Genomic DNA, 26,930 nt, shown 5'->3' with positions numbered 1-26,930 from the left:
GACACATATTGTTTTACCGATAGCATGAATTAGGCTATCGAACCGCATACAATATCCAATTTTCAATGAACGAGCGTGTTTTATAGACTTTTACTAGTCTAAAGATGAAGTATAACACCCTTTCAGACAATTAAGGTAGCAATAGTTACCTCTTGTCTGACCTCTCTTTCATCCCATGTCTAAAGACGGGCTATACACCCTGCATAGGCTTTCTCGTTCGGAAAATCTGTAAGGGGGCTACTCTTGAGGATATTTCAAATTATTTAGAATCATGTCAAACTAAATTAACAGAGGGGCTATTGAAAATTGGTAACGGTTTGGTGTCAAAAAAGGTTTTAACCCTTCATGGTCATGAAGTAAGTGCTTGGAGAATACTTATGTCGATTCCCGAGCATGAAATCCATCATCGCGGACAAATCTCTACATATTTACAAATGAACAAGATTGAACCGCCTCAAATTTTCGGATTAAAAATTGAGCAGGTAAAAACAAAATAATTTATGAAAGAGCTTTGGACATCATCTTATATCCAAAGCTTATTTTTGTCTTTATATAAAATTTCGCTATGTTATACCCACTGTTTATAAGATCTCCACCAATCTGCTTTTACGGGCTGTTAATTCAGGATAAAATATGATTTTCAAATCTACATATATGTTGTAAGAATTTATTAATAATTTAATAAGGACCTTATAATAATTCACCCTTACACTAAAAGAAATACATTTGAAGGAGGTATTCTCGTGGATAAAGAGGTACTTATTCGAGCTCAAAATCTATGTAAGACATATTCCACAGGAAGTGAGCAATTTCATGCAATAAAAAATATTAATCTCGATATATATAAAGGAGATTTTACAGTCATTATGGGAAACTCCGGTTCGGGTAAATCAACACTGCTGTATCTTTTAAGTGGTCTTGATTCCATTACGACTGGTGAAGTTTATTTTCATGGAGAAAGGCTGGATACATTTACCGAACAGCAGTTAGCTACATTTCGCTCTAAAAAAATTGGATATGTCTATCAAAGTAGTAATCTCGTCCCGGATATGACATTGCTAGAAAACATCACCCTCCCAGGATATATTGCAAAATATCCTAAAAAAGATGTGATCAAAAAAGCGGAGAGGCTATTAAATAAAATGGGACTTGAAGAGCAACGAAATCGTTTACCTTCGCAAACCTCTGGTGGACAGCAACAAAGAGCTGCTATTGCTAGAGCATTAGTCAATGACCCAGAGATACTGTTTGCAGATGAACCAACGGGTAGTTTAAATTACGATCAAGGTGTAGCTGTCTTAGATATTTTAACGAATTTAAACAAAAAGGGTCAGTCTGTAGTAATGATTACACATGATATAAAAGCTGCCTGTCGTGCTAATCGGCTTATTTTCATTCAGGATGGAAAAATTGGAGGCATTTTAAACTTCGATCAATACGATGATGCTAGCATACAAGAGCGTGAACATATTATCTTTTCTTATGTCGCGGGAAAGGAGTAAAAAATGCACGCAGTTATTACTCTTTGTTTTGCACATATCAAGAAAAGAAAAATCCAAAATGTACTATTAGCAGTCCTAATTATGCTATCCACCCTTTTATTAGCTACCTCTGTAACAATTATTATGAATACAAACAATATTTTTGAAAAAATACATCATGATTCAAATGGGGCTCATCAAATTTTAACGATGGGTAAGGATATTCATAATCCAATCACTGTCAACATTTGGTGGCAAGAGCAACAAGGAGTTACTGCCTCGAATCTCATTCCTTATAGAAATTTATCTGGCTTCACAGCGAATGGTGTAGAAACGCAAAATCTGTTATTCATGATGAATACACCAAAAACGCCCTTCGCTATTGATCGATTACTATTTTCAGAGGGTAAAAATCAGGACTATCCTACTGAGGGAACGATTTGGATTCCCACATCGATGGCTTCTACTTCGAATATTTCACTTGGAGATGCTATTGAATTTAACACCGGCGAAAAAGCTTTTTCATTAAGTGTTTCTGGTATAGTTGTAGATTTGCCATATGGTGGACCCTTTTCAAATAATGCTCGTATTTGGATGAACGACTCTGACTATCATAAACAATTTGATACGATGATAGGGTCTGAACAATATATGATGGCTCTTCGCTTTGATGATTATCAGCAAAGTGCAAACTATTGGATAGAATTCGAAAAATTTTTAAACGGCCCCTACCTTGAATCAAAAATGGAATACGTGGATCTCTATTCGTTTAATTTAATTATTAATAAAATTATCGGCTTTATCATGATTGCTTTTGGTGTAGCAATGTTATTCATTTCATTGTTTATTATTGGTTTTAGTATTTCAGATGCCATTTTAACGAACTATAAAACGATTGGTGTCATTAAATCTCTCGGACTTACTTCTCGAAAAATTAGTGCGACCTATGTTTTACAATTTGCTTTATTATCCGTAGTCTCGATTATTCCTGGCCTTATTGCCAGTACAATCCTTTCCAGAGTGATTATAGAAAGCTCTTTATCTTATTTAAAGTCCGGAAAACATTTAACGATTATTCAAGATTTTAGAATCACCATGCTACTTGCTGTCATAATCCTTGTCATTGTTATCCTTACTGCGTTCATTTACTCAAACAAAACACGCCACGTTGAACCAGTACAGGCAATTAAATACGGTATGTCAGAATTTGCAAACAGTAAATTGAATCGTCGTTTAAATAACTCTAATCGCCTTTCTAATTTTGTTAATTTGCAAATTGGCATTAAAAACATCACCAAAAATATGAAAAGTTCCATTCTTATTATTGTTCTTACAGCCATTACTTCTGCTATTTTAGTGTTTAGTGCAGTCATGCTTAATAGCTTTATTTCCATCAAGCAAAACACACCAGCATTTGGCTACGATTCATCACATGTTGTAGTAACGGTTTCTAATGAAGCAACATTTTCAAAACAACAGTTTGAACAATTTTTACGCTCAGATGAACGCATTAAAAATCACGCTTGGCTAGATCAATTTACAGGGGTTCTCCCTAATGAACCAAATCAACCGTTAAATATTAAAGTCGATACTCTTGAAGGTAGTTTTGATGCTGCTGGATACGAGACAATTTCTGGCCGTAATCCCGTAAATAAAAATGAAATAGCCATTGGCCTTAATGTCGCGAAGGCTTTACACAAAAATCTAGGGGACATCGTGGAAGTCTATATCGAAGGCAAGCAGCATCATTTGATTGTTACCGGTATCTATCAATCGATAGCAAATATGTCTAATTCAGCGAGAATTACCGCTGATGTTATCAAAGTTTATAATGCTACCTATTCTGCTTCAAAACAAAGTATGATCAATTTGGTAGATGAGACATTATCAGATCAAATCGTTGATGATTTAAACAATAATTTTAAAAGCTCTGTCTCAGCTGAAACACAACAAACATCATTAGATAATGTCTTTAAAGTAGTGGTCGCTATTTTAATAATCCCATTATCTGTTATCGGAATTTTATTTATCACTGTAACATTCATCATTATTTTTAGTGTTTCTAGAATAAATGTAAGAAAAGAAAGCGGAACTTACGGAATTTTTAAATCTATTGGTATGACCTCAAATACTATTAGATGGTCGATTACATCAGGAATTCTGTTTCTTTCATCACTAGGGACTATATTTGGGATTTTTATCGGTATTAAAGTAATACCCGTAGCTTTACAAAGTATTCTTTTAGAATACGGCTTACTTGAACTCCCCCTTGCGATAAACTGGCCAGTTAGTATTGGATTATCTCTTTTAAGTATTTTGGCCGCTTGTTTTGGTTGTTGGTTATCAACGAAAATAATCGCCAAAACCTCACCTCGAATTTTGCTCGTTGACTAAAAAATGCCCCCGATCTACTTAGGTAGTGGGGGCGATTATTTTCGTATAAGGATTGTCATTTTTAATTTATTCAATCCAACCTCCAACCGTTTCTTATAGATCATCCCAAAAAAAGCCAAAGTTTAAAGAAGCGACAAACAATACTGGTTGGGCAATTTTCCGTGCGTTAAATGATGATAACATTATATAATAGAAGAAATTCAAACTAGATTAGATTGGATGTGATGACATGGAAACAATTCATATTCCTATCGATGCTGAACATATTATTAGTACCTCTAGTAAAGGGGATCAATCGAAATGGCGTATTGGCAACACGTGGGTCAAACAAAATGCACGAGGTTATGAGGGACAAGCAGAAGTATTAGCTTCCCTCATGCTTGAATGCTCAACTCTTGATCGCTCTAAATATGTCGTCTATCAGCCATGTATCATTCAGTTGGCTGACGGTGAACAATTTGATGGCTGCTATTCACTCGACTTTCGTGGTACAAAACAGGAAGTGACACTTGAGCGCTTGTTTGAAGCAAATTTCAGCTCTACTGACCCTATTACAAATAACAAAACACTTTCTACTAAAGAAAAATTCGAGCAGTTAATGGCACAGATTGAGCAGTATACAGGGCTCGTTGTACATCATCAGATTGCACAGCTATTCGCATTTGATGCCCTTATTCTAAATGAAGATCGGCATACAAATAACATTTTATTTTTATACGATCCAAAAGGAAAAACATGGGAGTTGGCACCTATTTTCGATAACGGGCTTAGCCTATTATCTGATGAAAAAGACTATCCACCTGGCAAACCTTTAACGATTTTAAAGCAAAAAGTAAAAGCAAAACCACTGAATTCATCTTTCACAAAACAACTTGCTCTTTATGAAGGACCACCCTTTATTGATAAGGAGAAATTAATAGCGACAATCGAACAATCACCGTACGATTTTGGACGTGCTAAGGACGTATTACTTTCACAGTTGCGTAATCCAGCTTTGAAACATTTATTTATAGAAGGAAGTGAAGCTATTGATTGATTACATGACTTTTGACGTGATGTGGATGGATGACATTATTGCAAATGTTGAGTTAAAACCGACTGATGGTGGCACACCATATGTCATTAACTATATTGAAGATTTTAACAAGCAATTTTCGCCGACGATGGAGGGGCATATTACCTTAGAAGAACTGGAACGTTGGCTAAAATGGCGAACCTTCCCCCCTACTCGGGTCAACGCAAAAGAATTACTGACTTCACTAGATATGCAAGCCTATAATCGTTGGGGCATCGTGCGTAAAACACATGGTGTAATGGCAGATGATGAGATTTGGATTCGATTTAAAGGCGAAACCCTCATACATCGGGATGTCTGCTTACGCAAGGATCTATACTATCCTGAGGAACCAAACTTTCTAGAATTTCAATAAGTTAACTGGGGTGATAAACCTCTTTAGTAAAATAAACCATTAAAAATTAAACGAGCTCTCAGACGTATTTTAAATCGAGTTGACGGGTGATTGCCCATCTTGATTCGTCTGGGAGCTCTTTAAGAAAACCTAGCATAAAACAGAACCCTCATAGAATAGAGCAGTAAAAAGTATATGCCTATTGTTTTAAAAACGTGTATTTCAGAAAATTAATTTCAAAATACACGTTTTTTAATGCAACTTTTAATTTTCTTCAAAAATAAATAATTCGTTGACAGTAACCTGTAAAACAGATGCTAACTTAAAAGCTAAATGTAAAGTAGGATCATACTTTGCATTTTCAATAGCATTGACAGTTTGTCTTGAAACACCACAATATTTTGCAAGCTCATCTTGGGAAAGCTTTAATTGTTTGCGAACTTCTCTAATATTATTCTTCATTAGGCATACTTTCTTGAAAAGAATAATAAAGATACAAGATACACAATACATATGGTAAATAAGAAAATATACGGGCTCATTCCCAGATTAATTGCTTGCCCTGTAATACTGCGGTAAATATCTAAAATAATTTCAATGACTAAAAACCCAATAACAACACTGAAAGTATAAGTCATCGCTTTAGATTTAATATAATCTTGACGTTCATCTTGTCGTTTTGCGATAGAATACAGTGTAAAAATAATAATAACCATTGAGACTACAATCAAGCATAGAAAGATAATAACAAAAATATTCATATCACTCACTCCTATTCTTAAAATGTAAAAAGTATTTGACACTTTAAATGTAATTCATTTCCAATCCGATGTCAAATACTTTTTACATTTTATAAGTGATGAATATAAAGATTTTCTTCCCTAAATAATCTTCCAAGGTAAAAAAATAAGTACCTATGATTCATTAGACTCTCAGACAGTCACACTTATTAAACAAGATTTAAAGAAGCGCTAAAAAAAGGTATAAATTCTTCAACTGTATTTTATGCATCTTTTAATCTTCTGGCTGCTACAACTACACGGAATTTGGATTAAATATTTATAAATAAAACCAAATTAAAAATTAAATAAAAGTTCATCCACATCGTTCGTTCCTACATGGATGTTCACTACTTCTACTTGAGTGTCTTTCATTTTCTTCAAAGATAGAAGACGCAGACAATTCATTCAAATTTATGCAACGTTAATGATCTAATTATTTGTAAAAAAATCTTCTTCAGAAAAGACCGCAATATTATTTCTTCTTAGCAATGCAGTAGTTACGCCTGCGCCAACTAATTTTGTACCATTGAAATCCCCATTGTAAATCATTGCACTGCCACAAGATGGACTATACTCTTTTAATATAACCTTAGTCGCACCTAGTTCGAGTGCTTTCTGTAATGTTGCATATGCGCCCTTTATATATAGCTCCGTGACATCACGGCCTGATTTTTCAACCACTCTCGCTTTTCCATCAAGAACATCTTCACCATCTCCACCAATAATTTCAGCGGGCTCACGAGGCGTCGAAAAACCTCCCATAAGTTCAGGACATACAGTTACCGCCTTATTTTCTAACACAAGTCGTTGAATTCTTTCATCTAAACTATCTGTTCCGTTATAACGTACCTTTAATCCTGCTAAGCAAGAACTTATCAAAATCATATGTGCACCTCTTTTTTAGCCATATCGTATAAGTAAAACTTTAGCCCATTAAAAGTGTCTGTCAATAGTTCTTACATGGCTTATGTTACTTCCTTGACCTACTCTATTATCTAATATTGATTTTTTAAAACCATTTTTTATAGGACAACCATTTCACTGGGTTGTGCTACTATTTTATTATCTATATTTTTTTATGAATTCATTTCATCATTTAAAAAGGAGGAAAAAGACTTGGTTGAATTTACAATTTGTTTTCTTAAGAAAGGTGACCAAATATTATTGCTAAATAGGGATTTTCCTGAATGGATGGGGGCTTGGAATGGTGTAGGTGGAAAGATTGAGAAAGATGAGACTCCACTGGCTGGTGCATTACGAGAAATTAAGGAAGAAACGGGCATTGTACTGAAGGATATTACATACAGAGGAAAAATAACATGGACCGATGGAATGACAGACTTTGGCTGTATGTACGCTTTTATTGCTGAATTACCGGAATCCTATCATTATGTGACACCGATTAAAGTTGCAGAAGGCATTTTAGATTGGAAAGATCTATCATGGATTTTCCATCCTAAAAATGTAGGAATAGCAGATTTAAAATATTACTTACCGCAAATGCTAGAAGAAACAGTTAACTATGAATACATATTTACATATAAAGATAGTGAATTGATTGATATAACGAGTACCCCATTAGTACTTACTGTCTAAATATATAACAAGCCTCGTAAACGCGACAGAGCGTTTACGAGGCTTAGCTAATTATTTTCTTAGGGTTGGGCAAATCGCATTCTGCACATCGACCAATTCAATGTTGTTTTTTGAATTTCTTCATAGATGTTCCACAGCCTATCGACTACCCGTAATTCAACATTACGTTTAAACATCTCTTCAAATAAATTTGCTACTTCAAATTTAGCAATAGGATATTGTGTTGTTTCACTTGTATAATAACCAGCATTTTGATCCTGAAGTGTAAATTCGCGAATGTCAAACTCATATAAATAAAGTTTCGTATTTTTCATCGTCTCAAACCACTTGCTTTCAATTACGACAACATGTCCACATGATGCTGATGCTATATAGGTCCGTTTATCCTGTTCGGTTGTATCGGCACCAATATGGTAGCAAACTCGCGGACAATTTCTAGGTGTTAAAAAATTAGGCAAGTATGTATCGTTGATTGCCCATACTAGACCTTTTTCTGGATCTAAATCTAGTCGATCAGGTAATCGTGGGTGAAATACTGTTATATCACTTTCCTCACTAACATGATAAATGCGCAAATGTTTCCCCTCCTTATTTTCTGAAATTCTGTATATTGATTCCAGCGTTTGTCGTTACTGTTCTTGCCATACTACTTACTCATTTCAGTATAGCATTGTAACGTTACCTTTCTTGTGCATATTTATATTTTTCATTAACGGAAAAAAGAAATAAAGCCAGAAATCCCTAACCGGATTTCTGGCTTTTCTAATTTAAGAACTGGATTGGGTTTTGATAGGCAATGCATTGTCTAATGTGGTCTGTCGTTTAACAGTGAGCTATCAGGACCCTGTTTGGCTTGCTAACGGACTTAGTAGAACAAAAATTGCTGCACCGACCATCGCTCCAACAAGCTCATTTTCTTTTCCATCGTTATCCCCTCTTATTCCCTATGTGTCATAGAACGCTTGCATATAACACCCACAGAACAACAGAAATCGCTTTGGCTAGCATCTATCATTTTTGAACTATAGTAAAAAACGTACAGGTTCCTCTAAATAGCCTGCCACACTACGCATAAATGCACCTACTGGCTCGCCATCAATAACACGATGATCAAATGTGCAAGACAGTGTCATGGAATGGCCAATTTGTATCGTATCTTCTACTACGATTGGCTCTTTCACAATTTTATGAAAGCCTAAGATTGCTACTTCAGGATAGTTAGTAATCGGCGTCGCAAATATCGCCCCGTCCTTTCCTGTACTAGAAATTGTAAAAGTACTACCTGTTAAATCTTCAACCGTTGCTTTTTTAGCAAGGACCCTTCCCAATAAGCTTTCTAGTTCTTCTGTAATTTCAAAAATACTTTTTTTATTTGCATGCTTTATCACTGGCACAAGTAGACCGTCTGAAGTAGCAACTGCAACACCAATATGAATATAAGGGAAAATCACAAGTGCTTTTTGATCTTCATCTACCTTGGCATTAAACTGCTCATGTTCCTGTAAAGCTGTCGCAACTGCCTTAATTAAAAAAGGTAAGTAAGTTAGTTTTTTGTCCTTCATTTCCGGCAGCTGTTGAACACTTTTCCTAAAAGCCACTAAATTCGTCACATTAATTTTTTCCATTCCGGTGCATAATACTGCTTTGGAAACGGCTTTTTGCATATTTTCAAAGATTGCTTTGCGTAAGCCACGAATAGGGATGATTTTATTTTCATTAGCTTCATCTTCACTATGTTTTGGCTTGTTTTGCACTAATGCTATCGCGGACGATGATTGTTTAGCATGTTCATCTAAATCACATCGCAACACCCGTCCGTTTGGTCCACTTCCTTGTATTTCTTCAATATTAATGCCCATAGTGCGCGCTGCTTTTCTAACTGAAGGGGCCGCCTTCACCCTTCCTAATACCAAAAATTCAGTCTTTTCTTTCAGGATACTCTCCTCTTTTTTCTCTTCAAGCGGCTGTGTTTTCTGAGTTGGTGACGAATCTGAGATTTTACTAAATTGACAAAGCAGGCTACCTACCTTAATGGTATTTCCCTCCTCGCCTCCAAGCTCCTCAATCACCCCTGTAATTGGAGCTGTAATTTCTACAACGGCTTTATCTGTTTGAACCTCTACTAACGGCTCATTAATCGCTACTTTTTGCCCTTGCTTTACAAACCAGCCAACAATCTCAGCTTCATGTAAGCCTTCCCCTATATCAGGGAGTAAAAAATCATACATTACTATCCCTCCCTAATCTTTCATGACATTTTGTACTGCACTTACAATGCGCGCTACGGTTGGCATCCATTCTGCCTCAATGCTCGATACTGGGAACGGTGTATCATAACCTGTGACACGTAAAATCGGTGCGTGCATAGCATACATACAGTTTTCGGCAATAACTGCTGTGATTTCCGCCCCTACACCGCCTGTTTTTGCCGCTTCATGAACAACGACTAGTCTGCCAGTTTTATCTACCGACTGAATGATGGTTTCATAGTCAATAGGTGCGATTGTTCGTAAATCAATGATTTCCACAGACACACCCTGCCCTTGTAATTGCGCTACTGCCTGTTTAACCGTTACGACACTTGGACCATATGTAACGATGGTCACATGCTCCCCCTCTTGAACAATGGACGCCTTACCAATAGGCACTTCATAATATTCTTCTTGTACTTCCTCTTTTATCGTTCGGTATAGCTTCAACGGCTCTAAGAACAACACTGGGTCTGGATCTTTAATTGCCGCTGCGAGTAACCCTTTAGCATCGGAAGGCGTACTTGGCATGACTACCTTTAAACCTGGTGAGTGTAGAAACAATGCTTCTAAACTATCTGAATGTAATTCAGGTGCATGAATCCCTCCTCCGTACGGTGCTCTAACAACCAGTGGCACGGTAACTGTGCCTTCCGTTCGAGAACGAAGGCGTGCGGCCTGTCCTACCATTTGATCCATCGCCTCATAAATAAACCCTAAAAACTGTATCTCTGCTATTGGTTTAAGTCCTCTAGTGGCTAAACCTACTGCAGCTCCGATAATTGCAGACTCAGCAATCGGTGTATCAACTACACGCCTTTCTCCAAAACGTTCCATGAGTCCATCCGTCACACGGAAAACTCCTCCATTTTTTCCGATATCCTCACCGAGACAGAGGATTGTTTCATCATTTTCCATTGCTTGGGTTAAGCATGTATTGATTGCCTGTACTATTGTCATCTCCATCATTACACCTCTCCTCTTTCTTGCAATTGTCTTACTAAGTTTTGAGGCATTGTTTCATACGTTGCTCTTAGTACTTTTGGAATCGTGGTCTTATCGATTGTAAGTGCCTTTTCATAAGCTTTTAAAACGATTTCTTCGCAGTCATTTAACAGCTCCTCCTCTTGCCTCTCATCCCATAGCCCAGTAGTAATAATAAATTTTTTCATTCTTTCTATAGGATCATTTGTCAGCCATTGCTCAACTTCAGCTTGGTCTCTATATTTCGTAGGATCGTCTGCAGTTGTATGCGGTCCTTGGCGGAATGTAACAGCTTCAATCAGCACAGGCTCTCCATTTTTAGCTTTTTCTATAGCAAGCTTCGTTGCCTCATAAACTGCTAATACGTCATTGCCGTCTACTCTAATTCCTGTAATCCCATAAGCCAACGCCTTTTGTGCGATTGATTGGCTAGCGGTTTGTTTATGAATTGGATTACTAATTGCCCATTGATTGTTTTGAATAAAGAAAACCACTGGTAATTTATATACACCCGCAAAATTTAATGCTTCATGGAAATCGCCCTCAGAGGTACCTCCATCACCCATATAAGCAACCGAAACACTATCTTCCCCTTTATATTTACTAGCCCATGCTCCACCTACCGCATGTAAAAATTGCGCTCCAATAACGATTTGAATAGGAAAAATAGATAAATCAGTTAAATGCTGCCCAGCCATCTTACCCATTGTGTAACAAAAGAACTTATCGATAGGCATCCCGTGAACAAATGAAGCCGCAATATCACGGTAACTAGGATAAATCCAATCATTCGAATTCAATGCGTAAGCGCTTCCAACCTGTGCCGCTTCTTGCCCTCTAATTGGCGGATATGTTTTTATTTTACCTTGGCGTTGAAATTTCAATGCAATCCCATCAAAGATTCTTCCTTGTACCATATGTTTATACATTTCGATACATTGCTCATCTGTGGCAGTTCTTTTAAAGAAAGTTTCCGAAAGCGAACAATCTTCGTTCAAAACTGACGCGGTGTCAATTTTTAAACATGATTGATTTAACCACATTTCAACTCCGCCCTCTAAACATGACTGATTTAACCACATTTCAATTCCTCCCATATATCGTTTTTATAATTAATATCGTTATTTTAATTATAGGCAAGGAATCACCGTCACGTCATTAGCTAATTTTGTTTTTATTTAGCTTTTTTTACACCTTAAACAGAATTATTTAAACAAACCAAATGTATACATCGTTGTCACATCACGTGCAATTTCCTCAATTGGAATGTCCGTTTTGCCCAAAATAATTTTCCATAAATACCGCTCTCCAATGTAATACAACGAACCCGCAATAACCTCCGCATGATAATTTTCATTGCGAATCAGCCCCAACTGTCGAACAATTTCTACGTTGGCAGACACCCTTTTAATAAATTGATCCGTGATTGATTCCCATTTCTCCTCAATTAACGGGGACACACCTTTTGCTTCATGAATCAATCTGAATATTTCCTTGTTTTCAACTGCCAAGGATAAGTAATTATATGTATTTTTAAACGTAAAATTAAAAGCCTCTTGCTTATTTTTCGGCGTATAATTTAGTTCTGCAATTTTATAGAATGGGCTCATGATATCCTCAACTAGAGTTGCCAAAACTTCCTCTTTCCCTAGGTTAAAATGAGAATAAATCGTCCCGTAACCTAGCTCTGCTTCCTTGGCAATTAACTTGATCGTCGTTTCCTTATATCCATTTGCTAAAAAAACATTTTTTGCCGCTACTAATATTTGTGCTTTTGTTCGCTCACGCTTATCCACCTAATATCCCCCCCAAATTTTCGTTTAACTAAACATAATGAAAAATTCCTTTTAAAGTCAACTTTTAGCTAATATTTATTCCAAAACCATCTATTTTACTAACCTTTCAATAAAAAAGTAAAATCCGCTGATTCTATTTCCTCATTCCTTCATAGAATAGTAATTACTTCTTTTGTGCACATTCTATTTTTTTATATCATGTAGATAGAGGTCGCCATCTTTAAGTAAAAACACAAGCCAGAAATCCCTAATCGGATTTCTGGCTTTTCTAATTTAAGAACTGGATTGAGTTTTGATAGGCAATACATTGTCTAAAGTGGACTGTCGTTTAACAGTGATCCATCTCCCACATAACATGACAATCAAGGCAAAAAAGACGATGACTCCTGCAAATACAAGAGCTGCTTTATAGCTACTATAAACTGCCACAAGCTGACCCGCGATAATTGGCCCTATAATTTGTCCAAAGGCATAAAATGTTGTTAACAATGATACTACTGGACCGCTTTGTGTTGGGAATAGCTGACGTGCATAAGACGTCGTTAACGTCACAATGCCTACAAATGTTAGGCCGAATAAAAATGACGATAATAATACGCTCCAAACTGTTTGTGAAAAGACTGGTAACAAGATGCCTAATACTTGCAATATATATGCGACAAACAATATTTTGATGGCAGAGAATTTTTCTAATAAAACAGTCCAAACAGGTGCCGACGGGATCGCCGCCACCCCAACAATGACCCAGCTATACGAAGAGTATGCTTGTAGTGAAGGAATATTATGAATGATATCCACTAAAAAAGTACCAGTGATAATATAGCCTAACCCTTCAAAGCCATATGCGACGATCAACCATGGCATAAAGCCCTTTGTCATTTTGGTATCAGAGGATTTTCCGGATTTCACACTATCCTGTACATGCAAATCTCGCCAAAGTATAAATGTTATCACTAAAAAAACAGCAGATAAAATCCCTAAGCCTATCCATGTACCTTGCCAAGCAAAACGTACTTCAATAGCAGGGACTAATAAACCTGAAATAGCAATTCCTAATCCGATACCACCAAATAAATAGCCTGACCATTTTGTAAGTGAATGCTTTGCTAAATAATCCATAACAACACTACATGTTAATACAAAAATAAGTCCCCCTGTAATGCCTGCAATCAGACGAAGCACAAGCCAAATACTATATATTTCAATGATTCCCATAAGAACAACAGAAAGGACATTCAAAACAACACTTAACAATAAAAAGTTTTTCTTTTGGCGATTGATAAATCCTGCCCACAAAGCGCCAATGAAATAGCCAATATAATTACTCGATGCCAAAAATCCTGCAACTTCAAACGAAAACCCAACATCATGACGCATAAATGGCAATATTGGCGTGAATGCAAAGCGGCTAATTCCCATTGCCACTACAAGTAATAGTACTCCTCCAAATAAAATTCCGATGTGCTGTCGATTCATCATGTCCCCCACCCCCTAAAAACTTTTTGTAATTAAAAGGATACAGAGTGAAAATTAATAAATCTAATATATAATTTATATAAAAGGATAAAAAATTCTTATAAGAGGTGGCATACATAATGAATTTACATGCTCTTAGATTATTCACAAAAGTTGCTGAGCTCAATAGTGTTTCTAAGGCAGCGCAAGCTCTAATGATTAGTCAACCTGCCGTTACCATTCAAATGAGAAATTTGGAAAAAGAACTAGGCTTAACGCTTTTAGAATCAAAAGGTCGAGGAATTACCTTAACACAAAACGGAGAATTTTTATTTAAACAGGCCCAGCGATTATTTGATTTAGAATTGGACATTGAAAATAAACTAGAGCAATTAAAAAACACAGGTAATGAAGAATTACAAATTGCTTCTACCCATGTTCCATCCCATTTCTTATTACCGAAATGGCTCGCAAAGTATAAACAAGCCTATCCGACAACTAATATCCACATAAAAACAGCTAATTCCCATCAGGTTATTGAAGAATTACTTCATTATAAAGCTGATATGGCTTTTATCGTAAAAGAGGATGGACATCATCCTGATATTAATTATCAATTTCTCATGAATCTCGATTATTGGTTTATCGTCCCATATGGTCATCCGCTGGCAGATCAGAAAGTGACATTAGCGGAATTAATGCAGCAGCCATTTGTTTCACGAGAAGATGGTAGCTCTACGAAAGAATATTTAAACGCTTTATGCAAGGTTCATAAAATCCCACCTCCAAGAGTAGGGCTACAATTGGACGGCATCAATGAATCTATTTATGCCATTGCTGCTGGATATGGTACGATGCTAGCTCCATCCATAGCAGCTTCTAGCTTTATTCAGCGACAGCAAGTAGCGCGGGTTTTTATAAAAGACATCGAAATTCAGCGCCCTATTTATCTTTGCACACGAAAAAATGAACAAAATACCTCTTCGACCTTTAATACTTTTAGTAACATCATCAATGACTCAATTTCATAATAGCCTATTTTCAAAAGTTTGAACTGCACAAAATTACTGTGTTGCTAATCCCAAGGAGTCGCCGAGCCTCCACTCCAATCAACTGCATCACATACATTTCAATAATGTCATCCACACCGTTTAATACATCTTCGGCTCATAGCAACTACTATAGTAGCCATTTGTTAAACAAAGTATTGCCTAGTACTAAATAGCATTTGTCAATGCACAACCTCCTATTGAGATTGTGCATTTTTTATTTAGGCTGTTTTCTCAAAGATTGCTGCTTTCAAAGGTTCGCCCTTTAGTCCGGTACCGTAAATTATTACCACCACGTATCTCCCTGCTCCAACTCCCTGCTATCAAAAACATAAGAAGAAAATTCGGGATTAATATCTTTTTTCAAATCAAAATAGGGTTTCTAAATCTATACTAAATTTCAATAATTAGGTATAATCGTAATAAAGCATTGTATTTTGGAGGTATAAATGGCATTGAAATTAAGTTTTGAAAATAAAGTGAAAAATAATGATGTAAAAACAATGATAGGGTTTCTACTCATTTTTTACTTTGTATGGTCAATCAAAGAATTATGGTTAATCGAATACATTTATTCGTTCGGTGAAATAATCTCGCCATTATTAGAGGCATTGGTTAAAGGTTTCGTTTGGATTGTTCCAACTTCGTTATACATAAAATATTATTTACATACTAATCCATTTGACTACTTAAAAATGAACGTTAATGTTAAGAAAGGTTTATTTTGGGGAGTAATTCTTTCACTGTTAGTTGGCTTATATTTTACTTCGGAAACTTATATAATTAATCAGCAATCATTTCAATTTTCATTATCCTTTGACGTTTACCTTAATGGTTTCCTTATGGCAGGGCTTGCCGAAGAAATTGTTTTTAGGGGATTGATTTTACAAGAGATTAATAAAAAAATGACTTTTTGGAAAGCAAATATTATTACAGCTTTATTATTTTTAGTGGTTCACTATCCAATTTGGATTTACGATGAAAAAATCTTTCATTTTGGGACGCATTTATATGTTCTTTTTCTCGGCTTACTCTTTGGGTTTGTGTACAAAAAGACCGGTTCAATATGGTCGGTTATTATATTGCACGCATTTCACAACTTTTTCGTAACCATTATTTAATGAATAAAACAAGTAATAAATTTTATTCACGTAACTGGGCCCTTCTAAAAGTAAGTTGAGACGCTTTTTTAATTAAGGGTTCTTTAGTTAAGGCTGTTTTCTCAAAGGTTGTTGCTTCTCGATTGGCTACCTTCTTCAACTAAAGCACTACACTACATTGAAGAAGCCTCTCACACCACTTATAATTTTCCCTATTTTACCATCCGTGTTACAATCATCCTTAAAAGGAGGGGTGTTTTTGAAAAAGATAATTGGATTAAGTTCTATTCTATTCGCTGGTATCACATTATCCGGATGTTCAGATATAATAGAAGATCCCAATATTGAAATTGCTATTAAACGAGAAACTGGAAACGGAAGTATTGAATTATTAACACCAAAGATTACAACAAAAGATAATCAATTAGAATTTATGACTGAGGGAATTGATGAAAATAAAGTAACCTTTATTAATGTTGCCAATAAAACAATATTTGAACAAAAAATAAAAAATGATGAATCCTACAAACTTAATATTATGGATATCAAAGATGCTCATAGGACGGACTACAAGCCCAAAGTTCAACTTTGGCAAACTATAGATGATACTGAAGATGGAGATATAGTAACCTTTAAACAAGTTAGATATACAGTTGAAAAAGATTAATTTTATAGTTTGATGAACAAAAATAAACCCAAATACTATCTTCTTCAACTAAAATAGAAGCAGTTAGTTGAATAGCAACAATCTTTACGAAAACAGCCTTTATTTAAAATATTTTCAGAAATTTCTGTCCCACCCTCTTTTATTTTGTTATACTAGAGCAAAAAAGTAGGGATTAAAATGATATACGACGTAATTGTAATTGGTGCAGGATCGATGGGGATGGCTGCAGGCTATAATTTAGCGAAAGCAGGCAAAAATGTCTTGATGCTTGATGCCTTTAACCCACCTCACGAAGAAGGTAGTCATCATGGAGAAACTAGAATTATTCGCTTTGCGTATGGTGAAGGAGCTAGCTATGTACCTTTTGTCAAAAGAGCGGGTGAGTTATGGAAAGAGCTTGAAACGTTAACGGATGAAGCCTTATTTTTACAAACAGGTGTAATAAATGTCGGTGAAGAAACCCATTCTTTTATTCAAAATGTAAAAACAAGTGCAGAGCTCTATGATTTAACATTAGAGCAGTATTCTGCGACCGAGGCAATGGCGAAATGGCCTGGATTAGCCTTACCTGAAAACTTTGTTGCTTGCTTTGAGCCTACTGCTGGTGTTCTTCGTGTTGAAGCCTGCATTAACGCTTATAAAAAATTAGCCCTTGAGGCAGGAGCAACCTTACATACAAATGAAAAAGTGCAGAACATCAAAGCTGGAGACATTGTACGTGTTCAAACAGCAAATAATATATACGAGGCTAAACATTTAATTGTGACAGCTGGTGCTTGGGCAACTGAGTTACTACAAACAATGGACATCGCCATTCCTGTTACACCGACGCGAAAAACATTTGCATGGTTTGAGGCAGAGGAACAGCTTTATTGTGAAGATATTTTCCCGGCCTATTGTTTTGAATTTGCTGATTCCGCATACTATGGTTTTCCCAGTATTGATGGAGCTGGCCTAAAACTTGGCAGACATGATGGCGGTGAGGCTATCAATCCAAATGATCCGCTACGCCCATTCGACGAACAGGATACAATAGACTTACAAAACTTTATCGATCGTTTTATGCCTCAGCACGGTGCATTGAAATTCGGAAAAACATGCAAATATTCGATGACTCCAGATGAAGATTTCATTATTGATTTTTTACCTGAGCATCGAAATATTGTCATTGCAGCGGGCTTCTCAGGACATGGTTTTAAATTTAGTAGCGCGGTTGGTGAAGTTTTAGCTGATCTTACCCTACAAGGAAAGAGTAAACAGGACTTGTCTCTATTTAAACTAAATCGTTTTACGAAATAAAAAAATATCCAAAGGAATTTGTCTCAATAGTTAGTGAAGACAAATTCCTTTTTCTTAAGAACTAAATAAAACGGAGCTATATATAGAAGCAAAAAATCTGCTGTTGTTAAATCTAAGTCGTTTTACTCTTTCTGCATTACTTAATAACCCTCTCAATTATCTACAATTTATACACCCTTCTCTTTTAAGTACCTTGAAATAATCCGTTTTCAGTATATAAAACACTTCCCCCTTTAAATCTATGTATGGATTGTATCCCTTTCGAGACCGAAATTGGGTATAATGCATTATAAATAACATTTTATAAAAAATAGTCCATTTTAATTAAGGGAGGGTAATAAGTTGATAAATATTTTAGTAGTGGACAATCATGAAGCTGTTGGAGAAGGTATAAAATTATTATTAGAACAAGAGGTAGATTTCCATGTCACAGTTGTAAGAACTGGTGAGGAAACTTTGAATGCCCTCTCCCAACAAACATTTGATATATTTTTATTTGATGTAAACATGCCCTTTTTAAATGATCAAGGATTAGTAAAAAAAGTGGAACAATTAAATGCTGAAGCAATTAAAATTATCTACACAGGCTACGAAATTGAACCTTTTTTCAATATTTTAATAGAATCAGATGTTTCTAGCTTTGTTAGCAAAACAGCCTCTAAGGAAAATCTTATTATGGCAATACGCTCCGCTCTAGATGGGAATGCCATGATACCAGTGAAATTATTACGACAATTAAAACTAGTAGAAAGCCAAAAGAACAAAATGGAAATAATGAATCAGTTCATTCAATATGACCTCAAAAAAAATGAACTAGCAGTGCTTAAATTAGTGGCTGCTGGTAAGACAAATAAACAAATAGCAGAAAATTTATTTGTCAGTTTGCGTACAGTCGAATATCGTTTAACAAAGATTTTCAAAAAACTACAAGTATATTCAAGAATAGAAGCTGTTGAAAAAATCAGAAAAATAGGCTTGTTATAAAAATGAATAATCGAATGTCAAGTGATATTATTGCTCCGTAAGCTTATAGTGATTGGATTAGCTATGTTTCTTACATTGATAATTCAAAAAGTTTCAAGTAATACTGGAATAATAAACAACAACTCCTTAACTTTAGAATTTTTAAGTTATGTAATAATATTTTTCATAGTATATGCATTACTGGATATTAAAAATTTGTATACCCTTATTTCGCAGAGAGAGTAGTGTGAACTACTCTCTTATTTATTTTACTCAATCAAATTGCGCTAGAACGTTTTAATTATCCCAATATGCTAAAGAGCGTTTCTTCATCGCTTCTCGGTATTGCTCTGTGGAGATTGGCAATGCTGTATTTGTTTGATAATCCATAATGACACCATATTTTCGAACAACATCCATTTGATTAATTTCACCTTTGTTATACATCTGCTCAACTTCTATTGGATCTGTTTCCAGCCATCTATGGCGATTTTTCCGAATATAATCGCGTTCTTTTAATGTTGCAGCCATATCAATTTCGAAGGCATCTATATCACGGTCAATTTCGTGGATGACTACGCCATAATCAATTTTTGCTCGCTCAAGCGAAACATATTCATCTATCACGTCCTCTAAAACAGCGTTTACATCTCGTGCTAATGGGTCACCTAAGCCACCGCCTCCTGCTGAGGGACGTGTAAAGGAATCTCCATTCTTCAACTCGACATTGGAGAAAATCGTGCCTAAAAATTTTTCATCCTCTTTATTTGGATTTAAAATTGCTCCCTGCGCGATAGAAGGTAGACCGCCCATAATCCCCCATGTAATGGAGCGAGAACGATCGCAGCAATAGGACATCACTGTTTGGTTTACATTCGTTAAAACGCCTCCCTTTTCTACACCACAGCCGCCACGGTATTTACCTGGACCAGCTGAATCTATCATTATTTCATGCTTCGTTGTAACAACTGGGGACAAACGCTCTTGCCCCTCACATGGTTGAACACTCAACCCTACCCCGAACACTGGTGAGGTTGTATTCGCGCCATCACGGTCAATACGTCCACCATGACCACCAGCCATCCAGTCATACCACATAAAATATTCACTACTATCTCTCCGCTGATCATATCCACCTATTAATAAATACTCTAAATTAAATGAACATGCGATCGCGCGTTCAGGCATAATATTCGACCATAATTCGAAGCAGGCATTCATAATTTTTTCAAACGCGCCTGAACAATAGCCAGAGACAGCTACTGGGCTAGGTGCATTGACGACAGAGTTTTCAGGAAGAAATATTTTCACAACACGATAAAATCCTGAGTTCAGCGGAATATCCGGGAAAAATGTTTTGGTTCCTGCATAAGTGCCAGAAAGTGCTGAGCCAAAGCCTGCATTTAAAAAACAGCTAATATAAGGATGTGAATCGCTTAAATCATAAGCTATTTCATCCTCCGTAATGGTCATTTTCACACGAATTGGGATGAGGCCATCTCCTACTTGCGGATCCATATCGATATAGTCCACTGTTTCCCATTGTCCTTTTGGTAAAGCTTTAATTTTCGCTCGCATTAATCTCTCTACATAGTTTTGAACTTCTTCAAAGGCTACTAGCACTGTATGAATGCCGTACTTTTCAATCATTTCTTGGAGCTGTTTCTCTCCAACTTTTGCCGCTTCCACTTGAGACCTTAAATCTCCTATACGTTCTTCTGGAATGCGCATATTCATGACAATAATCTTCACAACATCTGTTAAATATTGACCTTTACTATAAATGCGGACAGGTGGGATACGAAGCCCTTCCCCGTAATGTTCCTTAGCTGTAATATCAAAGGAACCCGGATTAGAGCCACCGACATCTGCCCAGTGACCATTTGTTTGCATAAGTGCAATCAGTTTATCATCATGGAACACTGGTAAAATTACACGTACATCACTGAAATGTGTTCCTCCACGATAAGGATCATTTACTAAAAATACATCACCTGGATGAATGTCATCAACAAAATCCTCTAAAACAGCTTTTGCAGTTAAATGTAATGTCCCTACATGTACGGAAATATCTTGCGTACCTTGCATAACGGTATTCCCCTGTGCATCGCATAATGCACAGCTAAAGTCTCGATTATAAATGACAAACGAATAACATGTACGTAGCATTTGTTCAGCCATTTGATCGACTAAATTCACAAAACCGTTTTTTAACACTTCAAATGTTACTGGGTCTAGATTTTGGACCTTATGATGTGTCTCCAATTTCGTTGTACTCATAGCCAATTCCTCCTTATCGCGTATTAGTTCACCGTAATAATAATATTTTTATAGGCATCTACTTCCGCAGTAAACCCTGGTGGAATAACAGTCGTCGTATCTAGCTGATCGATAATGGCAGGACCAGCAAATTGTGTATAAACGGGTATTTTATCGCGATTATATACGTTTGTTTCAATATATTTACCCTCAAAATAAACAGGACGTGTTTCTTTAAAAGCATCTTCAAGTGAACCTTCAGAAACATATTGAGGGAAATTAGGTTTTGGTACTGTGCCTATAGCTGTTACACGTAAGCCAAATATTTCTATAGCTTGATCCTTATCAGAAAATGCAAATTCTCGTTCATGTTCTTGATGGAACGCTTCCAAAATAGCATCTAAGGAAGTGAATTGATCGGATACGAGAACAGCAAGAGATCTCCATTGTCCCTTATAACGAAGATCTATATAATTCGTTAATGACGATGTGTTCTCTGCTATTCCTTCCTCTTCTAATAATTCTCTTGCTTCTTCCCGCAATTCACTAAATTGATTTGTCAGTTCCTCTACACTTACTTCATCTAGTTTTTTTACATACGTTTTAGAAATATCATGGCGCACATCTACAAGTAGGCACCCCATTGCTGCTGCAACACCTGGATGCGTAGGAATAATGACTTTTGGGATATTTAAATCTTTTGCCAAATAGGCTCCGTGTAATGGTCCCGCACCACCAAAAGCTACAAGCGCGAAATCACGGGGATCATAGCCTCTCCGTACTGATATTAATCGAACTGCATCACTCATATTGGCATTTGCAACTTCTATAATGGCACTTGCCGCTTCCTCAACCGTTTGATCGAATGCATTGGCGATTTTGTTCACAGCCTCACTAGCTGCCTCTTTGTTTAACTGCATCGTTCCATCTAACAAATCCACACCTAGACGTCCTAACACTAAATTTGCATCTGAGTTAGTGGGCTCAGTGCCTCCTCGGCCATAGCAAGCTGGACCTGGTACTGCCCCTGCACTTTGTGGTCCATTTCGTAAAGAACCGCCTTCATCTTTCCAGGCGAGGCTACCTCCACCGGCTCCTATTGTTAATATTTCAATGCTAGGGAAACCAATTGGATAGCCATATTCTATCGACCAATCCTTTGTGATTCGAATATCTCCCTTATACATCAGTGAAATATCAGTACTTGTACCACCCATATCTAAGCCGATTGCATTGTCAAATCCGCATAACTTTGCGATATGCTTACTTGCAATTGCTCCAGCAGCTATCCCGGAACTTGCCAATCTAGCAGCATAGCGGGGTACTGTACTTGAAGTCATAACACCTCCACCAGAATGTAAAACTAATATTTCATCGTCATAGCCTTTTTTCTGCATTTCAGTGCTTAACTTACTAATGTAATTACTCATAATTGGTCCAAGAACTGCATTGATAATAGTTGTACTCATACGCTCATGCTCAAAAATTTCCGGAAGCACCTCGCTGGAAATACAAACATAGACATCCGGTAATTCCTCTTTTAAAATCCCTTTGACTTTCGCCTCATTTTCCCCGTTCACATAGGCATTAATGAAACTCACGGCAATGGATTCTGTTCCTCGACGTTTTAATTTTTTTGCTAATAAACGAATTTCCTCTTCATCAATAGCTTGAAGAATATTTCCTTCATAATCTATTCGTTCTGTCACTTCAAATCGATCACGTCGTTGAATATAGGGCCTCGCAGTATCTTTATACGTATCCCAAATATCTTCTTTCGTTCCTCGTCGGATTTCGATGACATCTCTAAAGCCCTTTGTCGTAATAAGAGCAGTTTTTGGCAGCTTGCGCTCAATTAACGCATTCGTTCCAACTGTTGTACCATGAGAAAAAATTTTAATATCCTTGCCATTTAATTCTGCTTTTGCTACTCCATTTAAAATTCCTTGCTCTGGATTTGAAGGTGTAGACGACGTTTTTGTAACAATTACTTCTCCCGTCTCTTCATTAAAAACAAATACATCCGTAAACGTTCCACCGACATCAATTGCTAAACGACTTTGTGCCATAGCTCTACCTTCTTTCGTTTAATAAATTTTAAAAAGGCAAAAACGCCTTTGCGGTTGTTCACATCGTGTTACTTTGCTTTCATCAAAACGTATTTTTGAGTATAAAGTTAATGCCTCGAGCGGATGCCCCAGATTTTTTTATGTTATCGCGTACAATTCAAGAAAAATCTGGGTCATTACACCGAGGCATATGTGACATTTATTTTTTTGTCTTCTATTTTAAATTTCTTGCATGATAAACTTTTTACTCACTTTTTGTGCTAATCGTAATTGTTTTAAACGTTGTAAAGAACTCTTTCGCTGCCTGCCCCTGTTCACGGGCACCGGTACTTGAGTTTTTCATTCCTCCAAACGGTGCTTGAGGCTCTGCTCCACCTGTTTCATCATTAACCTGTACAAGTCCAACTTCACTACGGTTAATAAAATCAAATGCTTTCGGAATGTTATTTGTATAAATAGAAGCACTCAATCCAAAATTAGAATCATTCGATAATCGAATCGCTTCTTCATAATCTTTTACTTTGATGACCGCTAAAACTGGTCCAAAAATCTCTTCATGGGCAATCGACATCTCATGAGTTACATTCGTAAAAATTGTTGGGTCAATATAGTATCCTTCTAATATACCTTTTGTAGGACCACCGCCAAATACTAGCTCTGCTCCCTCAACTTTTGCTTTCTCAATGGCGGATAATATGGAATCATATTGTCCTTTAGATGACACAGGTCCCATCGTGACACCAACTTCAATTTTTTTGGCTTCCTCAATTAACTGCTCTACTACCTTTTCATAAACCAATTCCTCAATGTAAACTCGACTAGTTGCTGTACAACGCTGTCCAGTCTGCTTCATTGCACCATCAATCGTTAGTTTTGCAGCTTGATTGATATTGGCATCAGCTAAAATGATCGCTGCATTTTTCCCTCCAAGTTCAAGCTGAATTTTTTTATTAGTCGATCCAGCAGTATCTAAAATACTTTGCCCTACACTATTTGAGCCTGTAAATGTAATCGCCTTTACTTCTGATGCCTCCAATAATACCTGCCCCACCTTTGAACCGCGACCTTGTACGACATTTAATACGTTTTTTGGTAAACCTGCTTGTTGAAATAGTTCTCCAATCAATTCACCAGTTAAAGCGCTTTCAATAGAAGGCTTCCAAACAACCGTATTGCCGTACACTAATGCAGGTGCAATTTTCCATAGAGGAATAGCTACAGGGAAATTCCAAGGAGTTATGGCTGCAACGACACCAAGTGGTACCCGCATTGTGTACAATAATTTCGCTTCATTGGCAGAAGGTAATACTTCACCTGTTGCCCGCATTCCTTCTTGTGCAAAATAACGTAAAATGGAAGCGCCACGTTTAACTTCACCAAGCATTTCATTTTTCGTTTTACCCATTTCATTCGAAGCTATTTCAGCTACTTTATCAATATTTTTCTCAAGTAAGTCTGCTGTCACGCGTAAAATTTCTCCACGTGCAACAGAAGACGTATTTTTCCAACCTTCAAACGCTTCCTGAGCCGCAACGATTACGTCTTTCGTTTCATCTATAGTCAAAAGCTCAACTTTGCCAATACATTGAGATGGTTTCGCTGGATTAAATTGTTCTCGTATTTCTCTAACGATAGTTGTCATAAAACTCCTCCTTCAAATTATGAATTTTTACGTTGACATTACTCTTTTTCAACAATTGTTTTACGTATATGATCAAATGTCTCGTCTAAAATACGTAACATTTCATCTAGCTCTACTTTTGATAGAATGAGAGGTGGAGAAAAAACAACTGTATCTTGATCATACGTAACTGTTCGTAGAATCAATCCTCGTTTCATCGTTTCTTGTACAAAAATTGGACTAAGAGGAGACTCAAACAATTCACCCGTCTCACGGCTCTTTACTAATTCAATGGCTCCAAGTAATCCAAGAGTACGCACGCGTCCGATAAAACTATATTTTTCTTGCAGTGCTCGGAATCCTTCTAACATGGCATCGCCCATCTTTGCAGCATTTTCAACGAGATTTTCACGCTCAAGGATTTCTATATTTTTCAACCCAACTTGACAAGCGAGTGCATGACCGCTGTAAGTATATCCGTGCATTAATGTCCCTTTAGAAAGTTCGCAAAGATCTTGATGCAGCTTTTCGGATATCGCCACACCACCAAGTTGAACATAACCACTCGATACTCCTTTAGCGAATGACATCATATCTGGCACTACCCCGTAATGTTCCATACCGAAAAATTTACCTGTACGACCAAACCCGGTAATGACTTCATCTGCAATGAATAAAATACCGTACTCATCACAAATTTTTCGCACTTCTTTAAAGTAATCTTTTTGTGGAATATTAACCCCTCCTGCACCTTGTACAGGCTCAGAAATAAATGCTGCCACAGTCTCAGGGCCTAACGCTTCAATCGTTTCACGTAAATTACGTACGGATTCGCTGTATACATAGTGGAAATCAGGTGCGTGCGAATTCGTAAAGTCACGAAATGCCTGTAAACCTGTCGCATTTGTAGCACCCATTGCTACACCGTGGTATGAATGGGTACGTGAAATAATTTTTTGGCGCTCTGGCTGTCCTTTTAGTAACCAGTAATGACGTGCTAATTTAATTGCTGTATCGTTCGATTCTGAACCTCCAGAAGTGAAAAATACAGTGTTTAAGTCTCCAGGAGTTAAAGAAGCAATTTTCGTCGCTAAACGAATAGCCGGTTCATTGCTAAACGATGCGAAGCAGGAACTAAATGCTAATGTAGAAATTTGCTCCTTCGCCACTTCGGCAATTTCTTTACGACCATGCCCAATATTTACATTCCATAAAGAAGACATCCCATCAATGTAGATATTTCCTTCTATATCTTTTAAATAAATGCCATTGCCCTCTGTAAAAATGGCTGCTGGCCCTTGTGTTTGTTGTTGCTCAATCGACGTTGTTGGGTGTAGAAAATGTTTTTGATCTAACGTCTTTAACTCTTCTTTTAGTTGAACTGTCATAAATACCAACCTCTTTTCGTTTAAAATTTCATTCATTTTTTTAGTAGCAATTCTCATGCCAACTGAAGAAAAAAATTCTTTTAACGAAAAAAATATTGCTACATTTTCATAATGTGTGATTGATTTCCGTTCCGGCTGGGCGCTTTCCTGGGGGCGTCCGATGAGCCGCTTCGCTGCGCTGCAGGGTCTCATCTGTGACGCTAATCCCCAAGGAGTCGCCCAGCCTCCACTCCAATCAACTTATATACATGGCGTACGTTTTAACAAATAATATCCTAAAATTTTAGTGGTGAATCGTTATTGCTGCTTCACAAAAACTACTTAAAAAGGAAAAGGGACGCTTTCTTGTTTGAAAATGTCCCTTTTCTT

At 36.7% G+C, this 26,930-nt stretch carries 24 protein-coding genes; 11 read left to right on the top strand and 13 right to left on the bottom strand.

The window, feature by feature from the left end; translation table 11 throughout:
* Positions 1–299: 299 nt before the first annotated feature.
* From ACMZ42_RS13190 to ACMZ42_RS13170, 5 genes are all read left to right on the top strand, one after another.
* Positions 300–497, top strand: coding sequence for a DinB family protein (locus ACMZ42_RS13190; RefSeq protein ID WP_415731739.1), 198 nt, complete (start codon positions 300–302; stop codon positions 495–497).
* Between the two features lie 246 nt (positions 498–743).
* Entirely contained in the window at positions 744–1,502 is a 759-nt protein-coding gene (locus ACMZ42_RS13185; protein WP_415731738.1) for an ABC transporter ATP-binding protein, read from the top strand.
* A 3-nt stretch (positions 1,503–1,505) separates the two neighbouring features.
* On the top strand, positions 1,506–3,875 hold the full coding sequence (locus ACMZ42_RS13180; protein WP_415731737.1) for an ABC transporter permease: 2,370 nt from the start codon (positions 1,506–1,508) through the stop codon (positions 3,873–3,875).
* A gap of 229 nt (positions 3,876–4,104) precedes the next feature.
* The gene (locus ACMZ42_RS13175; RefSeq protein WP_415731736.1) at positions 4,105–4,911 is read left to right on the top strand and encodes a HipA domain-containing protein; all 807 of its coding nucleotides are present in this window, start codon (positions 4,105–4,107) and stop codon (positions 4,909–4,911) included.
* The gene (locus ACMZ42_RS13170) at positions 4,904–5,305 is read left to right on the top strand and encodes a hypothetical protein (protein ID WP_415731735.1); all 402 of its coding nucleotides are present in this window, start codon (positions 4,904–4,906) and stop codon (positions 5,303–5,305) included. The genes ACMZ42_RS13175 and ACMZ42_RS13170 overlap by 8 nt, the downstream gene beginning before the upstream one ends.
* A 243-nt stretch (positions 5,306–5,548) precedes the next feature.
* Here ACMZ42_RS13170 and ACMZ42_RS13165 read toward each other — a convergent pair whose 3' ends face one another.
* The 3 genes from ACMZ42_RS13165 to ACMZ42_RS13155 form a co-directional block, all read right to left on the bottom strand.
* Entirely contained in the window at positions 5,549–5,746 is a 198-nt protein-coding gene (locus tag ACMZ42_RS13165) for a helix-turn-helix transcriptional regulator (protein ID WP_370076157.1), read from the bottom strand.
* Positions 5,746–6,045: a hypothetical protein gene (locus ACMZ42_RS13160; protein ID WP_415731734.1), complete on the bottom strand. Its 300-nt coding sequence runs from the start codon at positions 6,043–6,045 to the stop codon at positions 5,746–5,748. Before ACMZ42_RS13160 ends, ACMZ42_RS13165 begins: the two co-directional genes overlap by 1 nt.
* A 450-nt stretch (positions 6,046–6,495) precedes the next feature.
* A complete protein-coding gene (locus ACMZ42_RS13155) occupies positions 6,496–6,951 on the bottom strand; it encodes a DUF523 domain-containing protein (protein ID WP_415731733.1) in 456 nt (151 codons plus the stop codon).
* A gap of 231 nt (positions 6,952–7,182) precedes the next feature.
* Here ACMZ42_RS13155 and ACMZ42_RS13150 point away from each other — a divergent pair, with 231 nt between their 5' ends.
* On the top strand, positions 7,183–7,662 hold the full coding sequence (locus ACMZ42_RS13150) for an NUDIX hydrolase (protein ID WP_370076161.1): 480 nt from the start codon (positions 7,183–7,185) through the stop codon (positions 7,660–7,662).
* A 59-nt stretch (positions 7,663–7,721) separates the two neighbouring features.
* Here ACMZ42_RS13150 and ACMZ42_RS13145 read toward each other — a convergent pair whose 3' ends face one another.
* The 6 genes from ACMZ42_RS13145 to ACMZ42_RS13120 all read right to left on the bottom strand — a co-directional run bounded on the left by ACMZ42_RS13145 (position 7,722) and on the right by ACMZ42_RS13120 (position 14,167).
* Complete coding sequence (locus tag ACMZ42_RS13145) at positions 7,722–8,237, bottom strand: DUF6886 family protein (protein ID WP_415731732.1); 516 nt, start codon at positions 8,235–8,237, stop codon at positions 7,722–7,724.
* 447 nt (positions 8,238–8,684) lie between these two features.
* Entirely contained in the window at positions 8,685–9,890 is a 1,206-nt protein-coding gene (locus ACMZ42_RS13140) for a dihydrolipoamide acetyltransferase family protein (protein ID WP_415731731.1), read from the bottom strand.
* A gap of 12 nt (positions 9,891–9,902) precedes the next feature.
* Positions 9,903–10,880: an alpha-ketoacid dehydrogenase subunit beta gene (locus ACMZ42_RS13135; protein ID WP_370076167.1), complete on the bottom strand. Its 978-nt coding sequence runs from the start codon at positions 10,878–10,880 to the stop codon at positions 9,903–9,905.
* Positions 10,880–11,977 (bottom strand): pyruvate dehydrogenase (acetyl-transferring) E1 component subunit alpha, encoded by a 1,098-nt coding sequence (gene pdhA / locus ACMZ42_RS13130; protein WP_370076169.1) that lies wholly within the window; start codon positions 11,975–11,977, stop codon positions 10,880–10,882. Before pdhA ends, ACMZ42_RS13135 begins: the two co-directional genes overlap by 1 nt.
* Before the next feature lie 123 nt (positions 11,978–12,100).
* On the bottom strand, positions 12,101–12,691 hold the full coding sequence (locus ACMZ42_RS13125; RefSeq protein WP_370076171.1) for a TetR/AcrR family transcriptional regulator: 591 nt from the start codon (positions 12,689–12,691) through the stop codon (positions 12,101–12,103).
* Positions 12,692–12,964: 273 nt separating this feature from the next.
* Entirely contained in the window at positions 12,965–14,167 is a 1,203-nt protein-coding gene (locus tag ACMZ42_RS13120) for a YbfB/YjiJ family MFS transporter (protein ID WP_370076267.1), read from the bottom strand.
* Between the two features lie 119 nt (positions 14,168–14,286).
* Here ACMZ42_RS13120 and ACMZ42_RS13115 point away from each other — a divergent pair, with 119 nt between their 5' ends.
* The 5 genes from ACMZ42_RS13115 to ACMZ42_RS13095 all read left to right on the top strand — a co-directional run bounded on the left by ACMZ42_RS13115 (position 14,287) and on the right by ACMZ42_RS13095 (position 19,245).
* Positions 14,287–15,177 carry a LysR family transcriptional regulator gene (locus ACMZ42_RS13115; RefSeq protein ID WP_370076173.1) on the top strand — a complete coding sequence of 297 codons (891 nt, stop codon included), beginning with the start codon at positions 14,287–14,289 and terminating at the stop codon, positions 15,175–15,177.
* 467 nt (positions 15,178–15,644) lie between these two features.
* Positions 15,645–16,316, top strand: a complete 672-nt coding sequence (locus ACMZ42_RS13110; protein WP_415731730.1) for a lysostaphin resistance A-like protein — start codon at positions 15,645–15,647, stop codon at positions 16,314–16,316.
* Between the two features lie 238 nt (positions 16,317–16,554).
* Positions 16,555–16,962 (top strand): hypothetical protein, encoded by a 408-nt coding sequence (locus ACMZ42_RS13105; protein ID WP_415731729.1) that lies wholly within the window; start codon positions 16,555–16,557, stop codon positions 16,960–16,962.
* Positions 16,963–17,139: 177 nt separating this feature from the next.
* Positions 17,140–18,261 carry an N-methyl-L-tryptophan oxidase gene (solA, locus tag ACMZ42_RS13100; protein WP_370076177.1) on the top strand — a complete coding sequence of 374 codons (1,122 nt, stop codon included), beginning with the start codon at positions 17,140–17,142 and terminating at the stop codon, positions 18,259–18,261.
* Positions 18,262–18,603: 342 nt separating this feature from the next.
* On the top strand, positions 18,604–19,245 hold the full coding sequence (locus ACMZ42_RS13095; RefSeq protein ID WP_415731728.1) for a response regulator transcription factor: 642 nt from the start codon (positions 18,604–18,606) through the stop codon (positions 19,243–19,245).
* A gap of 276 nt (positions 19,246–19,521) precedes the next feature.
* Here ACMZ42_RS13095 and ACMZ42_RS13090 read toward each other — a convergent pair whose 3' ends face one another.
* The 4 genes from ACMZ42_RS13090 to ACMZ42_RS13075 all read right to left on the bottom strand — a co-directional run bounded on the left by ACMZ42_RS13090 (position 19,522) and on the right by ACMZ42_RS13075 (position 26,561).
* Positions 19,522–21,504 carry a hydantoinase B/oxoprolinase family protein gene (locus ACMZ42_RS13090; RefSeq protein ID WP_415731727.1) on the bottom strand — a complete coding sequence of 661 codons (1,983 nt, stop codon included), beginning with the start codon at positions 21,502–21,504 and terminating at the stop codon, positions 19,522–19,524.
* Positions 21,505–21,527: 23 nt separating this feature from the next.
* On the bottom strand, positions 21,528–23,552 hold the full coding sequence (locus ACMZ42_RS13085; RefSeq protein WP_415731726.1) for a hydantoinase/oxoprolinase family protein: 2,025 nt from the start codon (positions 23,550–23,552) through the stop codon (positions 21,528–21,530).
* Between the two features lie 244 nt (positions 23,553–23,796).
* Positions 23,797–25,194, bottom strand: a complete 1,398-nt coding sequence (locus tag ACMZ42_RS13080; protein WP_415731725.1) for an aldehyde dehydrogenase family protein — start codon at positions 25,192–25,194, stop codon at positions 23,797–23,799.
* Between the two features lie 38 nt (positions 25,195–25,232).
* Complete coding sequence (locus ACMZ42_RS13075; RefSeq protein WP_415731724.1) at positions 25,233–26,561, bottom strand: aspartate aminotransferase family protein; 1,329 nt, start codon at positions 26,559–26,561, stop codon at positions 25,233–25,235.
* Between the last annotated feature and the right edge of the window lie 369 nt (positions 26,562–26,930).

Origin of the sequence: Lysinibacillus sp. NPDC056185 (assembly GCF_047737915.1) — a bacterium.
In the GTDB taxonomy this organism is placed as follows: Bacteria; Bacillota; Bacilli; order Bacillales_A; family Planococcaceae; genus Lysinibacillus.
This window is presented reverse-complemented; position numbering and strand designations above follow the sequence as displayed.

Bases quoted from the DNA above. Each gene is read 5' to 3' on its own strand.
- ACMZ42_RS13180 (WP_415731737.1), top strand. From the start codon at position 1,506: ATGCACGCAGTTATTACTCTTTGTTTTGCACATATCAAGAAAAGAAAA.
- ACMZ42_RS13175 (WP_415731736.1), top strand. From the start codon at position 4,105: ATGGAAACAATTCATATTCCTATCGATGCTGAACATATTATTAGTACC.
- ACMZ42_RS13165 (WP_370076157.1), bottom strand. From the start codon at position 5,746: ATGAAGAATAATATTAGAGAAGTTCGCAAACAATTAAAGCTTTCCCAA.
- ACMZ42_RS13160 (WP_415731734.1), bottom strand. From the start codon at position 6,045: ATGAATATTTTTGTTATTATCTTTCTATGCTTGATTGTAGTCTCAATG.
- ACMZ42_RS13155 (WP_415731733.1), bottom strand. From the start codon at position 6,951: ATGATTTTGATAAGTTCTTGCTTAGCAGGATTAAAGGTACGTTATAAC.
- ACMZ42_RS13140 (WP_415731731.1), bottom strand. From the start codon at position 9,890: ATGTATGATTTTTTACTCCCTGATATAGGGGAAGGCTTACATGAAGCT.
- ACMZ42_RS13135 (WP_370076167.1), bottom strand. From the start codon at position 10,880: ATGATGGAGATGACAATAGTACAGGCAATCAATACATGCTTAACCCAA.
- pdhA (WP_370076169.1), bottom strand. From the start codon at position 11,977: ATGTGGTTAAATCAGTCATGTTTAGAGGGCGGAGTTGAAATGTGGTTA.
- ACMZ42_RS13120 (WP_370076267.1), bottom strand. From the start codon at position 14,167: ATGAATCGACAGCACATCGGAATTTTATTTGGAGGAGTACTATTACTT.
- ACMZ42_RS13115 (WP_370076173.1), top strand. From the start codon at position 14,287: ATGAATTTACATGCTCTTAGATTATTCACAAAAGTTGCTGAGCTCAAT.
- ACMZ42_RS13110 (WP_415731730.1), top strand. From the start codon at position 15,645: ATGGCATTGAAATTAAGTTTTGAAAATAAAGTGAAAAATAATGATGTA.
- solA (WP_370076177.1), top strand. From the start codon at position 17,140: ATGATATACGACGTAATTGTAATTGGTGCAGGATCGATGGGGATGGCT.
- ACMZ42_RS13090 (WP_415731727.1), bottom strand. From the start codon at position 21,504: ATGAGTACAACGAAATTGGAGACACATCATAAGGTCCAAAATCTAGAC.
- ACMZ42_RS13085 (WP_415731726.1), bottom strand. From the start codon at position 23,552: ATGGCACAAAGTCGTTTAGCAATTGATGTCGGTGGAACGTTTACGGAT.
- ACMZ42_RS13080 (WP_415731725.1), bottom strand. From the start codon at position 25,194: ATGACAACTATCGTTAGAGAAATACGAGAACAATTTAATCCAGCGAAA.
- ACMZ42_RS13075 (WP_415731724.1), bottom strand. From the start codon at position 26,561: ATGACAGTTCAACTAAAAGAAGAGTTAAAGACGTTAGATCAAAAACAT.